Below are 13,374 nucleotides of genomic sequence, written 5' to 3' on the forward strand. Positions count from 1 at the left end.
AACTGATTTTGTGTGCCTTATAAGGTTGCTTTTGGTCAGCCGTCCCTGTCTATGCGATCGTATAGATTGAGTATAAAGGTTTCACATGCGCATTTTTTCTGCATTCATTGTTAGTACATCCCTCCTGCTTGGAGGCGTTTATACGCCAGCCTATGCCGATGCTCTGAATACGTCAGCCGATTATGCTTACATTATGGATGCTGATACCGGCATGGCCTTGTATTCAAAAGATGGCGATACGCCATTTATCCCCGCTTCCATGACCAAGATTATGACCGCCTATATTGTGTTTGAACGTATTCGCGATGGCCGGCTTACTCTCGAAGATGAGTTTGTTGTATCTGAAACTGCGTGGCGTGAAGGTGGAGCCGCTTCTGGTGGTTCTACGATGTTTTTGGAACTTGGCTCAAAAGTATCAGTAAGAGACCTTTTACGCGGTGTGATCATTCAATCTGGAAATGATGCATGTATCGTAATTGCTGAGGCGATCAGCGGTTCTCAAGAAGCCTTCGCTGAAGAAATGACGCGGCGTGCCCGCGAGTTAGGATTAGATAGTGCTACGTTTGAAAACCCTACTGGGCTCTACTCAGACAATCACCGCATAAGCGCTGCAGACCTTGCACAACTTGCTTATCTTACAATCAAGGATTTTCCTGAATTCTACGCTTTGTATAGCGAGAAAGAATTTACTTGGAATGGTATCCGTCAGCCAAACCGAAACCCTCTATTGGGCGAAGTTCAAGGTGCTGATGGCTTAAAAACCGGACATTTAGAAATTTCGGGCTATGGCCTTGTTGGATCTGCTGTACGGGATGGAAAACGCCGGATTATTGTTCTCAACGGCCTTGATAGTATTGCAGAGCGTGCATCCGAAGCTCGTCGCGTTATGCGGTCGGCTTTTGTAGATTTTAAAGTGGTTGAAGTCGTACAGCCAGATCAGATCGTGGGTGAGGCAGACGTATTCCTCGGAAAACAGAAAACTGTAGAACTTAAGGCCATTGAACTTATGAAGGCCGCTCTACATGCCGATTCCATTCGTGATATAAAGGTTGAAGTGGTTTACAACGGTCCACTTAAAGCGCCTCTATCCGAAGGTGATGTTGTTGGTGAAATAATCGTGTCAGCACCAGGCATGCAGGATGTAAGAGCACCTGCTGTTTTGGCACAATCGATCGCTAGAAAAAGTCTATTTGAGCGCGCTTTAGTCGGAATGGGGCTTGGTGGCTAGAACATGAACCTTGGACGATTTGTTACGCTCGAGGGTGGTGAAGGTGTTGGCAAATCAACATTGGCCTCCAATCTACAAAAAAAACTATTAGAGTTGGATATAAAGTGCCTGCTTACGCGGGAACCTGGTGGTTCGCTTGGTGGCGAGGCTATTCGCAACATAGTGCTTAATCCACCACACAAAGAAGATTGGTCGCCGTTGACACAAACGCTTTTGTTTTTTGCCGCGCGTTGCGATCATTTGGAAAATGTTATCAAGCCAGCTCTATTGCGAGGTGAATGGGTTATTTGCGATCGTTTCACAGACTCAACCCGTGCCTACCAAGCCGTAGCTGGCGGCGTTGATGATCATGTTGTCAGCACATTGGATCAGCTAGTTGTAAATGAGCAACAACCCGACCTTACGCTTTTATTAGACATGCCGCTGGAGGCCTCGGCGAAACGACGGATCGAACGCAATGGGCCACAAGATGCATTTGAGAAACTCCCTCAATCTTTTCATGAAAATGTTAGGCAAGCATTCTTAGAAATTGCAGATAGGTATAAAGATCGATGTTATGTTTTAGACGCATCAAATTCAGTTGATCAGGTGACGGCTGAAGCTTTAGAGCTAATATGTAAGCGGTTTTCTGTTCAATGAGTGAAATAGACATAGCTTCATTTGGGCCCGTAATTGGTCATGACGATGCACAAGCAGAGATTCTTGAAGCTCTACGTTCAGGACGCATGCATCATGGCTGGATGTTTACTGGCCCACGAGGCATTGGGAAGTTTCGTACAGCAATGCAGTTTGCTGCAGCTTTGTTGTCAGGTGAAACAGGTACACTAGATATTGATGAAGCTAATCATACGGCTCATCTAATGTTGAATAATTCACACCCAGACCTTCGAATTGTCCAACGTCCTTTTGATGATAAAGGAAAACAAAAAGCAGAAATTCCTGTTGCGTCGATCAGGGATTTAATCAAATTTTTCTCATTGCGGCCCGCTATGGGAGGCTGGCGTATCGCTATAATTGATGCTCTGGATGAAATGAACCGCAATGGTGAAAATGCTCTTCTTAAAACCCTTGAAGAACCACCTGCACAATGTCTCATCATTCTTATAGTTCACGGAGAGGCGCAGGTTCTTCCAACGATAAAAAGCAGATGTCGAAATTTGCGTTTTAATCCATTATCAGAAGCAGAAGGCGTGACAGCTCTTGTAAACACAGGCATGCTTGAGGCTGATGCGAAAGATACACTCAGCTATGCTCCAGGCCGGCCGGGCATTGCCATGAAGCTAAAGTCTTCTGACGCACGTACTGCAGCGCGTTCAGCGAGAAGTGCTGCATCAAAGCCTGCAGGGATTGATTTTAGGCAATTGTCTGAAGTTCTCACAAGCGCGGCCAAATCTCCTGAAGCCTTTGATGCCGCGTTTAGCTCTCTATGTGCAGTGGCTTACAAATCTGCAAAAAATGCCGATGACGCATTATCAGCGGGAGCTTGGGCCCAAACGCATGAAAATCTAATTGCTTTAGCCGCTGAGACTAAAGCACTTAATCAAGATAAATCTCAGGCTGTCGCTAATGCGATAACTCAGATTCAAAGAACAGGACGTTTGGTAAGTCGATGAAGCCCACCTTATTTGATAGCCATATCAACCTTCACGGCGAACAATACGATGAAGATAGAGAAGAGGTTCTTCTGCGGGCGCGTGAAGCCGGTGTTTCTCGATTCATCTCCATTTGCGATAAATTAGAGAATTTTCCAGCAATCCGTAAGCTCACAGACCAGCATAATGATATGTGGTGTTCAGTAGGAGTGCATCCTCATTACGCTAAACATTACGAAGCTTTGACGAGCCAAGAGCTGATTGAGTTGGCCAATGATGAGAAAGTTTGTGGAATTGGAGAAACAGGATTAGATCTGCATTATGGCTATAGTGATATCCAATTGCAGGAAAATGCCTTCCGCAAACACATTATAGCCGCAAGGGAGACCCAGCTTCCATTGATTATTCATAGTCGGGAAGCAGATGACCTGATGGGCGATATTCTAGAAGAAGAGATGCAAAAAGGTAGGTTTCAACCTCTTATGCATTGTTACACATCAGGTGCAAATCTAGCGCGACGCGCTACTGCACTTGATGCATATTTTTCGGTGTCTGGTATTTTGTCCTTTAAAAAAGCTGAGGATGTACGAGCAGTAGCTTTGGAGATGCCACTCGACCGTGTAATTCTTGAAACTGATTGTCCGTATCTAGCACCAACACCTTACCGCGGTAGACGCAATGAACCTGCATATCTAACTGAGGTCTGCAAAGCCTTCGCTAATCTACGAGGGTTGAGCTTTGAAGATGTCGGTAAGATAACGACGGAGAATTGTTTGCGATTATTTGGGCGGGTTAAATAATGTCCCAGAAAAGTAAAATACAGCTTCGAATTCTCGGATGCGGTTCATCAGGCGGCGTTCCGCGTATAAATGGTGATTGGGGCGATTGCGACCCGACAGAGGTCAAGAACCGACGTTCAAGATGTTCCGTCCTAATACGAAAGTGGAGTGACAAACATTCAAAGCCCACTCAGGTGTTGATAGATACATCACCGGATATGCGAGAACAGCTCCTTGCGGCAAATGTAAAAAGGCTAGACGCCGTTGTGTACACGCATGATCACGCCGATCAATCCCATGGTATTGATGACTTAAGAGCTATAGCTTATTCCAACAAAATGCGGTTACCCGTCCACATGGATACGGCAACAGCAAGCACACTGATGACCCGTTTTGGCTATTGCTTTCATGGAGGCGGCGGATACCCATCTATATTAGAGGGCAAAGATTCTATCCGCGTTGGTGAAGTTCTCAATCTTGATGGCCCAGGCGGGAAGCTTGAGTTATTACCACTAGATCAAGACCATGGACGTATCAGATCTTTAGGTTTTCGAATGGGCCCAATTGCATATTGTAATGACACTGTGGGCTTGCCAGAAGATACTTTCCAAGCACTTGAAGGTGTTGATACGCTCATCGTTGATGCTTTGCGTTATCATCAGCATCCATCACATGCGCACTTAGATCTGGCGCTAGAATGGATAGACAGGGTCAAGCCTCGGATAGCTGTGCTTACGAATATGCATATTGATATGGACTATAAAACGTTACAAAAAGAACTTCCTGAGAATGTTATGCCGGCTTATGATGGTATGGAGCTAGAAGCCTCATACTAATTTAGCTAGGCGTCAACAAACGATAACTCGCTGTTTTTACTTGTATCTATTATTCAAAATTGCACATAATGTAGATTATGCGATTTATTGCGGTGGCTAGAATATAAAAGTCTACGGTGCAAGTTTCTTGATATAACTTATCGATGTGCATTGGGTGTGTTTAGATATTCTGTGAGACATAATTGAATGAATGCGACTATTCTAGATAAGCAATTGCACCTGACCAAGCTTATGCTAGAGCGACAAGCGATTGTTACTGAACATAAGTTCCAGCACTTGGATGAAGCCTCCCCTGTTTATTTTTCAGCATATCGCAGCGACCTTTTAGGTAGATACCTATCAGGCAACAAAATATTCAAATTAGCTCCAAACCTACAAGAATACCTGACCTCAACCCAATCCCACATTCCCGTTGCGACTTTTGGCGGCAGCCATTCAAATCATTTAAGAGCTTTTTCAGCTGCATCTAGACTTCTACGGCTACATTCAATTGTGTTTATGCGGGAAAGTCCAAATGGAATGCATAAGCCTCTAGCTGAGACGGTTATCCAAAGAGGTTGTAAGCTTATTCTTCTGTCACCAGAGGAATATAAACACCGTGAAGATCAAGCATTTTTATATAGCCTACACTCCAAGCATGGACCATTTTACCTGATATCTGAAGGTGCAACATCACCACTTGCCGTGAGGCATATCGCCAATGTTTTTGCGCCGTTGAAGAGCCAATTTTCTCACGCTTTTGTACCCGTAGGCCTTGGCGGAACATTGGCTGGAATTGTTGCTGGTTTAGGTGCTGAAACCAAAGTTATAGGTGTTTCAGCATTAAAATCAGATTACAGCCTAAAAAGTCGGGTTGAAAACCTGCTAAAAGCCTCCAATTGTGAAAATTCTGGAAACTGGACGATTGATTACAATTATCACTTTGGTGGATTTGGGAAAGCAAAACCTGAGTTGTTGAATTTTGCATCCCGTTTTGAGGCTCAGACAACACTCAAATTGAACCAAACATATACAATGAAATCTGCATACGCATTATGCTGTGAATTGCGGGATGCAAAGATGGACAGTCCCTTATGGGTCAATACATTCAACCCCTATTGAAAATCACTTTCAGGAATTTGTATCACAGATGTATCGATAATTTCTTCCATGACAGGATAACTATCGGTTTGGTTTACGTTTGGTAGCTCAGCGATGACACCGCCTAGCAATTCTCTAAATGCGTCCATGTCTGATGTCCGAATTTTCATCAGATAGTCATATCCACCCGATAGCATATGACATGCCAGCACTTCGGGTATATTCTTCACCGCAAGATTGAAACCTTCCAGCGCGGTTCTACGCGTGCTTTCTAGCTTTACCTGCACATAAACCAAATATCCCTTTTGAACTTTTTTAGGATCTATATCTGCGCGATATCCACGTATTACGCCATTTTTTTCCAATCGGCGAAGTCGCTGAAGACAAGGACTCTTTGTTAAATTAACAGCTGCGGCAAGCTCAACAATAGGTATTCGACCTTTTGTCTGTATAACTCGCAAAATGTCTCTGTCTTTCCGGTCAATCATTTTATCTCCTATCAATATCAAAGCCCATATGTAATGTTTTTTTATAAATAGCAAAACAATAGCAATGCATATTGCTAAATATAGGTCCCTATTCCTTTTCAAAATATGAGATTATTTTTCGTTGCAAAATGCATCTCTCAGAGGTCGACTATGGATACCACATACACACAAGTTTCTCGTTCAAAACCCAATACTCATGTTTTTGACGATAGTTTTCTTGGGGAATTTTCTTCCCTTTATGCGGCCTCAGAAACTGAGGTCGTGCAATTTCTTTTAGGCCAGATTGATGTTACTGCTGATCAAAAGAGCAACATCAAGCAACGCACGATACAACTTGTAGAATCAAGTCGAGAAGATGCTGGAGATGGCGCGCTATTTGATCAATTCCTTCAGGAGTTTGGTTTATCCTCTACTGAAGGTGTAACGCTAATGAGATTAGCGGAATCGCTTATTCGCACACCAGACTTTGATAATAAAACATCGCTTCTAAGAGACAAATTAATAGCAGGTGATTGGAAGTCACACGCCGGCAATTCGTCTTCTTGGTTAGTAAATAGTGCGACTTCAGGGTTACGTTTGTCTTCAGCATGGATCAAAGCGTCTGGTGGTGTAAATGCAAACAACCTTGTCTCAAAATTAGGTGACAGGGTTTTATTGCGCGCTGTCCAATATGCAATGAACATGATGAGTGATCATTTTGTGCTTGGTAAAACAATTGGATTAGCGCTCAAAAAGTCCGCCATGTATGAGAAAAAAGGCTTTAGTTTTTCCTACGATATGTTGGGAGAAGCTGCACATACACAGGCAGATGCTGATCACTATTTCAAAAACTATCTAAATGCCGCCAATACTATCGCAAAAACGGCAAAAAAATACCCATCTTATAAAGAAGCGCCTGGATTGTCAGTAAAGCTGTCTGCCTTACACCCACGCTATGAGTCAGTGCAACGCCAAGAGTGTGTTCCCAAGCTAGTTGAAAGCGTTGGAGAAATAGCGCTTATTGCAAAGCAAGCCGGCTTTGGTTTGACGATTGATGCGGAAGAAACTGAACGTCTAGAAGTCTCTTTAGAGGTTGTACATGGCCTATTGAACAACCCGGCACTGCATGGATGGGACGGTTTGGCTGTGGTCGTTCAGGCTTATCAAAAACGATCGCAAAAAACGATAGAATGGCTGGTAAATACTGCTAGAGCAGCAAACAGGTGTATTTCAATTCGCTTAGTCAAAGGCGCTTATTGGGATATGGAAGTTAAACGCGCTCAAGAACTAGGGCTTGCCGATTATCCTGTGTTTACCCGCAAAGAAAACACCGATCTTTCCTATCTGGCGTGTGCACAACAATTATTCAAAGCAAATGACTGCATCTATCCTCAATTTGCCACACACAACGCTCAAACAGCCGCAGCTATTATCGAACTTGCCGGCAAGAGTAGAAACTACGAATTCCAACGCCTTTACGGTATGGGACCAGAATTGCATGCAATTTTGATGAAAGAAGCTGGCGTTAAAAGCCGCATATATGCACCTGTTGGAAAATACAAAGATCTTCTACCTTATCTTGTGAGACGATTGCTTGAAAACGGAGCAAACAGCTCATTTGTATACAAGGTATTAGACCCGAAAACACCTGCATCTTCACTGGCTGTTTCGCCGGAAAGTTTAGTGACAAAAAACATTCCAGAAATGAACCCCAAAATCCCTTTGCCTTTGGATCATCTCGGTTACGACCGCTTGGCAGCGAAAGGTTGGGACTTCACGCAATACCAAACAGCATCACAGCTTATGGCCACAACAAAACGCTATGTGCCTGAAGATGTTTATTCTATTATTGCAGGTAATAAGGTTGAAGGAACACTGAAACCAGTCATCTCTCCAACACATGCAAGCAAACCAATATCTAATGCTCACTTTGCCGATAAAGAGACCTTGCAACAAGCTTTTGATGCATGTCACCAATCGACTTGGAGTACGCAGTTTACACCTGAACAACGTAGTCAATGTCTATTAAAGGCCGCAAAACTTCTTGAGCAACGTGCAGATGCTTTCTTTTCCTTATGTGTTCAGGAAGCTGGTAAAACTTTACCAGATGCCATTGCCGAAGTACGTGAAGCGGTCGACTTTTGCCGATATTACGCCGGTGAAGCACTGACACCAAATATGCATTTACGTTCCCCTTTAGGAAATGTGCTTTGTATTTCTCCGTGGAATTTCCCTCTTGCTATATTTTTGGGGCAAATTACTGCGGCTTTATCGGTTGGAAATAATGTCATAGCCAAGCCGGCCGAAACAACGCCAATAATCGCAAGTGAAGCAATAGACCTACTTTATGATGCTGGCATCCCTCACGACTCGCTACACCTTATCATTGGTGAAGGGTCAACTACAGGATCTGCTCTCGTCGCGTCTGAAGAAATCCATGGTATTTGTTTTACAGGCTCCACCCAGACTGCCAAAAGAATTTCTCAGACTTTGGCAGATACTAACCGTCCACTCACGCCGCTTATCGCCGAAACTGGTGGTCTGAATGCGATGATTATTGATTCAACAGCACTACTTGAACAATGTGTGGCTGATGTTGTTGCATCTTCTTTCCAAAGCGCTGGTCAGCGCTGTTCCGCCTGTAGAATCGTATGTGTTCAAGACAGCATTGCCGATGACTTTATAAAAATGTTGGCCGGAGCAATGGCTCTTCTAAATGTCGGAGAGCCTGCATATCTATCAACGGATGTTGGTCCAGTCATAGATCAAAACGCAAAAAACAAACTAACCTCATATTCTAATGAGGGAAAAAAACGTTGGAAAGTTATTGCGCAAACACCTGTGCCCGAAGATCTTGATGGGTATTTTGTCCCGCCAATAGCTTTTGAGATAAACGCATTATCTGAACTAGAGGAAGAACAATTTGGACCAATTCTTCATGTTGTTAGATTTGCGTCAGATAAATTATCCGCGACCGTAAATCAGATAAATGCACTGGGATATGGTCTGACAATGGGCTTGCATACGCGTATAGATGCGCGAGTGGATGAAGTTCGAAACACCGCTAAAGTGGGAAACCTATACATCAATCGCAATCAAATCGGTGCTGTTGTGGGTGTTCAACCATTTGGTGGAGAGGGACTGTCAGGAACTGGCCCTAAAGCAGGTGGACCGCACTATCTCTACAGGCTTTCAAAGCATAATCAGTTCAACGACTATACGAACTCTGAAACCTTCACGCATGAATTGCCTGAAGATGGAGCCGATATTGATAAATTGGCGCTTACCAATGCGCAGATTGCTCTATCAAATTGGAGTATTTCTGAAGCCGAAGCATTTATGACTCAATTCACCGAAGATCAGCACACCTATCTAGATGTTGAATCAATGTCTCATTTGCCATTAGTTCGACTTCCTGGACCAACAGGTGAAACAAATGAGCTGTCATTACATCCACGCGGGGTACTCGTGTGTTCTTCTGATCATGTGGAAATAACAGAGCTGCAAATCCTAAAAGCTTTAGGAAGCGGAAATGCAGTCATAGTTTGTGTGGATGATCTACAGAAAACACAATTGGCGGCTTTATTAGATAGTATGACATATTCAGGGCTACCTGAGCATCTCATGACTTTAGCCTCTATAAATTCTCTGCCTAATTATCTGAAACAGGATATTCAAGGGGCTGTTATTGATGGTAAAAATCAAAACTCAGTCGCAAGTTACTTCTGTAAAAAGGCGGGCCCAATCCTGCCATGTCTATCTGCGCATGATGATGTTTATCGTTTTGTCGTTGAGCGCACGACAACAATTAATACGACCGCAGCAGGCGGAAACGCATCCTTGCTTGCGATGTAAAGTAATCTAAAATCGGGATACCCAGCATAAATGGGTATCCCGATTGAAGTTACATTTTAGAGAACCATTCTAAATCCAAAGCGAAAATTACGACCCATATCTGGTACAATGTCTTTAAGAACAGATGTTGAATGTCTGATTTCTTCGTCAGTTATGTTCTGAACATCCAAGAATATCTCAGCATTTTGTAATGAAACACCCAATTGGGCGAGATCTACGCTGCTTTTAAAGTTAAGCGAGGTGTATCCATCAGTGTCTAGATATCCCGCACCTGAATCACTCTGGCTATCCGCCACAACAACATCTAAACCAACATTAAAGGCATTCCAGTTGGCATCTGCAGAAGCATTCAAAGTGAGTGGCGGCATAAATGGAAGGCTTTCACCGTTATCCAATTGTGCGTTCACATATTCAAGGCTGGATTTTAATTCCCAGTCTGCGTTGAATAAACCGTTATTTTGGTAATGTTCGATATAGACTTCACCACCGGTAAATTCAGCGTCTTCTTGCGTGAAACTATAAACAGGGAATTCGTCAATTTCATCAACGAAGACACCATCAACCAATGTTTCTTGAGGCGCAAGATATATGAATTGATCGAACTGGTTTACAAAGACATTTAAACCAATACGTGTCGCATCATTTTCCCAACGCAGCGCCCCTTCAATATTGATAGCGCTTTCTTTGTCTAGGCTTGAATCACCAATTTCAAACTGACTTGTCGCGACGTGTGGGCCGTAGGCATAAAGCTCATTCTCATTTGGTGCACGCTCGGAATAGCCCAATTGCCCACCTACAAACCAACCGTTTTCCCAATGCTTATGCGTTCCAACGGAAAAGTTGTAGAGATCGAATTCACGTTCGCCTTGAATATTGTTTTCAATTTGGGTCTTCTCATACCGAGCACCACCCTCAATTCCAAATCCGTTTTCCCAGTCTTTAGTTTCATATAAAAAGGCACCGATGTTTTGGTGACTTGTTGGCGTGATGAATGCTTCTTCTCCAAGAGACACCAAATCTTTTTCTGAGAATTGAAGTCCAAAAGCACCTTCAATCCCGTTGATTGAATGATCAATCTCTAACCGTGCTTCAGTGCCTTCATTCTCAAACACTGAACCTATTTCGCCTGGTGCTTCAAACTCGGTATGCTCATAATCAGAATGAGAGGCAGTAAATAGAATTTTGGTTAGACCTGTGGTCCCCAAATTAAGGCCTGTGCGGATGTCTATGCGTGATTGTTCTAAATCGATGAATGGAAGCTCTTCTTCGTGCTCGTCATGTCCCTCTTCTTCGTGTTCAAGGTGATCTTCGTCTTCATGGTCTTCATCGTCATGTTCTTCATGATCATGAGAGTGGCCAGGTATACCGTATGTTGAAGTTTGGTTGCGTACAGCGACTCCGAAAAACGCATTGGACCCAACCCAACTAACGCCCCCCGAAATAGTATTCGTTTCGAGAAAGGAATTTTCTAAAGAGCCGTAAATTTCTTCTTCATGCGCGTCATGTCCTTCTTCTTCGTGGTCGTCATGATCTTCGTCCTCGTGATCATGATCCTCTTCAGTTTCACTCGCACGCAAACGCTCAGATTCAGCAAACCCCGGAATATCGTAATCTTCAAAATCACGTTGAGATGCAGAAAGAGCAAAAACAAAATTACCAGCCACGAATTTTGTGTTGGCAGCGAATTCAGATCCGTTATTCGCACTATTATACGCAGAGAAGGCTTCTGCGTTGAATTTCTTTTCTGGAATTTCTTCGGCAATCAAGCCATCAATAACGTTTACGACGCCACCAATAGCCTGACCACCATAAGCGAGCGCTGCTGGTCCCCTCAAAATTTCTATACGTTCCGCATCTATACCGTCAGATGCAACCTGATGGTCTGGTGAGGACGCTGATACATCAATTGTACCTATCCCGTTTGTCAGAACAAGAACGCGTTCTGCTCCTAGACCACGTAGTATTGGTCTGCTCGCTCCAGCGCCAAAGAAAGATGTTGAAACACCCGGTTGGGAATCAAGTGTGTCACCTAAAGTTCCTGACAGATTTTCAATCAAGTCTGCACGATCAAGCGATGTTGCATTGCCAATCAGCTCACTTGCTGCTCTGCTTGGTCCAGGGCCGGATACAATTATTACTTCTTGTCTTGCGGTTTCCTCTTGAGCCAAAGCGTGCGGGCATACCGTCACCATGAGCATAGCAGCCCATAATGGTCTTTTCATTCTTAAATTCATTTTGTGATATTCTCTATTTTGACAAACAACTTTGCCATCAATTGGCAAAACGCAATTAGGTCAGAATAGATTGGGGCGGCCCTCGCGCCGGCGGCGCGCGTTCAGGTGGCCAGAGCCAGGACAAATTCTCTGTTGTTATCGGCGCGTTTATTTGAAGTACTGTTTTTACCTTGTGAACTACAGCGACAGGTGGATCGATCACTATTTCTTGAGATGAATAAGTCCCAATATCACAGAGCACGCCATCATGACTGTGTGAGTGGTCCCCGTATTTTGCCTCATGCGCGACACCTGCCGTTTGCACAAAGACAAACACAGTTACCAGCATTACCCAAAATCGGAACACAGATGCCATAAACCTACAATCAACAGAATTTAGATGTTATATTATAACGCTTGTTTTTGATGTATTACAAGACATTACTTCAATTAGACACCAAGCTAATTGGTGATTTAGCGAGATCAGATAAACATTTTTGTTTTTTACAGAGAAATGTAGCAAATATACATCTCGACGAAATCGACAGACACTGACAATAGCACCCCAAGCGTATGTTAATATCTTTAATCAGAGCATAGGAAGACGAATGACGACTATATTATTTTTTGGAAAAATATCAGATGTCATAGGCAGTCAGATTACATACAAATTTTCAGATAGCTCTTTAAATGTAGGTCAATTACGCTCACAATTAAGCACCATTCATGAATGTCCTGAGTTAAATGACCTTACGATACGTGTATCAGTGAATGACGAATTAGTTGCGGAGACGGATATGGTGAAACCGATCGACACAATTGCATTCCTTAGCCCTTTTTCAGGCGGCTAATCTATGAGTAATGTTGTAAAGTTGACGTCAAATTCTATTGATTGCCAAGCTGAAGAGCTTGAACTTTGGGAGCGCACTCAAGACTGCGGAGCTGTAGTCAGCTTTAAAGGAATTGCCAGGCCGACGACAAAGCAAGGCGAACCGCTCGACTTTCTTGTTTTACAAGCCCACCCAAGCATGACACTTAAATCTATGCAGAAGATCACTCACAGTGCAAACGAGCGATTTGATGTCAAACATTGCCAAGTTGTCCACCGACACGGCAGCATAGCCCCCAATGAAACAATTGTTTTTGTCGCTGTTTCAAGCGACCACAGACGTGAAGCTTTTCAGGCTGCGGATTACATTATGGACCGACTTAAATCCGAAGCTGTGTTTTGGAAACGTGAAGAAGGAGCTTTTGGTCGCCGTTGGATAGAACCGACAAATAGAGATACAGCAGATCTTGCTCGATGGAGTGACTGACCCACTCC

At 43.6% G+C, this 13,374-nt stretch carries 12 protein-coding genes; 9 read left to right on the forward strand and 3 right to left on the reverse strand.

Annotated elements, in window-relative coordinates:
* The first annotated feature begins 85 nt into the window (after window positions 1-85).
* The 6 genes from AC5EF3_RS01705 to AC5EF3_RS01730 all read left to right on the forward strand — a co-directional run bounded on the left by AC5EF3_RS01705 (window position 86) and on the right by AC5EF3_RS01730 (window position 5,536).
* Entirely contained in the window at window positions 86-1,228 is a 1,143-nt protein-coding gene (locus tag AC5EF3_RS01705; RefSeq protein ID WP_493546787.1) for a serine hydrolase, read from the forward strand.
* Window positions 1,229-1,231: 3 nt separating this feature from the next.
* Window positions 1,232-1,867 (forward strand): dTMP kinase, encoded by a 636-nt coding sequence (tmk, locus tag AC5EF3_RS01710; RefSeq protein ID WP_493546788.1) that lies wholly within the window; start codon window positions 1,232-1,234, stop codon window positions 1,865-1,867.
* Window positions 1,864-2,841 (forward strand): DNA polymerase III delta subunit-related protein, encoded by a 978-nt coding sequence (locus AC5EF3_RS01715; protein ID WP_493546789.1) that lies wholly within the window; start codon window positions 1,864-1,866, stop codon window positions 2,839-2,841. Before tmk ends, AC5EF3_RS01715 begins: the two co-directional genes overlap by 4 nt.
* Window positions 2,838-3,620, forward strand: a complete 783-nt coding sequence (locus AC5EF3_RS01720) for a TatD family hydrolase (RefSeq protein WP_493546790.1) — start codon at window positions 2,838-2,840, stop codon at window positions 3,618-3,620. The genes AC5EF3_RS01715 and AC5EF3_RS01720 overlap by 4 nt, the downstream gene beginning before the upstream one ends.
* A complete protein-coding gene (locus AC5EF3_RS01725; protein ID WP_493546791.1) occupies window positions 3,620-4,435 on the forward strand; it encodes an MBL fold metallo-hydrolase in 816 nt (271 codons plus the stop codon). The genes AC5EF3_RS01720 and AC5EF3_RS01725 overlap by 1 nt, the downstream gene beginning before the upstream one ends.
* Window positions 4,436-4,621: 186 nt before the next feature.
* Window positions 4,622-5,536, forward strand: coding sequence for a 1-aminocyclopropane-1-carboxylate deaminase/D-cysteine desulfhydrase (locus AC5EF3_RS01730; protein ID WP_493546792.1), 915 nt, complete (start codon window positions 4,622-4,624; stop codon window positions 5,534-5,536).
* On the opposite strand, the gene AC5EF3_RS01735 is transcribed toward AC5EF3_RS01730, so the two are convergent.
* Window positions 5,530-6,003 (reverse strand): Lrp/AsnC family transcriptional regulator, encoded by a 474-nt coding sequence (locus AC5EF3_RS01735; RefSeq protein WP_015827464.1) that lies wholly within the window; start codon window positions 6,001-6,003, stop codon window positions 5,530-5,532. The two genes, AC5EF3_RS01730 and AC5EF3_RS01735, sit on opposite strands and share 7 nt — an antisense overlap.
* A 150-nt stretch (window positions 6,004-6,153) precedes the next feature.
* On the opposite strand from AC5EF3_RS01735, the gene putA reads away from it, so the two are divergent.
* Window positions 6,154-9,837, forward strand: a complete 3,684-nt coding sequence (gene putA, locus AC5EF3_RS01740) for a bifunctional proline dehydrogenase/L-glutamate gamma-semialdehyde dehydrogenase PutA (RefSeq protein ID WP_493546793.1) — start codon at window positions 6,154-6,156, stop codon at window positions 9,835-9,837.
* Between the two features lie 56 nt (window positions 9,838-9,893).
* Here the strand turns inward: putA and AC5EF3_RS01745 are convergent, their stop codons facing one another.
* Window positions 9,894-12,059, reverse strand: a complete 2,166-nt coding sequence (locus tag AC5EF3_RS01745; protein ID WP_493546794.1) for a TonB-dependent receptor — start codon at window positions 12,057-12,059, stop codon at window positions 9,894-9,896.
* A gap of 67 nt (window positions 12,060-12,126) precedes the next feature.
* A complete protein-coding gene (locus tag AC5EF3_RS01750; RefSeq protein WP_015827461.1) occupies window positions 12,127-12,426 on the reverse strand; it encodes a hypothetical protein in 300 nt (99 codons plus the stop codon).
* A 232-nt stretch (window positions 12,427-12,658) separates the two neighbouring features.
* Here AC5EF3_RS01750 and AC5EF3_RS01755 point away from each other — a divergent pair, with 232 nt between their 5' ends.
* Together AC5EF3_RS01755 and AC5EF3_RS01760 are read left to right on the forward strand one after the other, a co-directional pair.
* Window positions 12,659-12,901, forward strand: coding sequence for a MoaD/ThiS family protein (locus AC5EF3_RS01755; RefSeq protein ID WP_015827460.1), 243 nt, complete (start codon window positions 12,659-12,661; stop codon window positions 12,899-12,901).
* 3 nt (window positions 12,902-12,904) lie between these two features.
* Window positions 12,905-13,366 (forward strand): molybdenum cofactor biosynthesis protein MoaE, encoded by a 462-nt coding sequence (locus tag AC5EF3_RS01760; protein ID WP_493546795.1) that lies wholly within the window; start codon window positions 12,905-12,907, stop codon window positions 13,364-13,366.
* Window positions 13,367-13,374 lie beyond the last annotated feature (8 nt).

The sequence above is a fragment of the Hirschia sp. genome, from assembly GCF_058892565.1.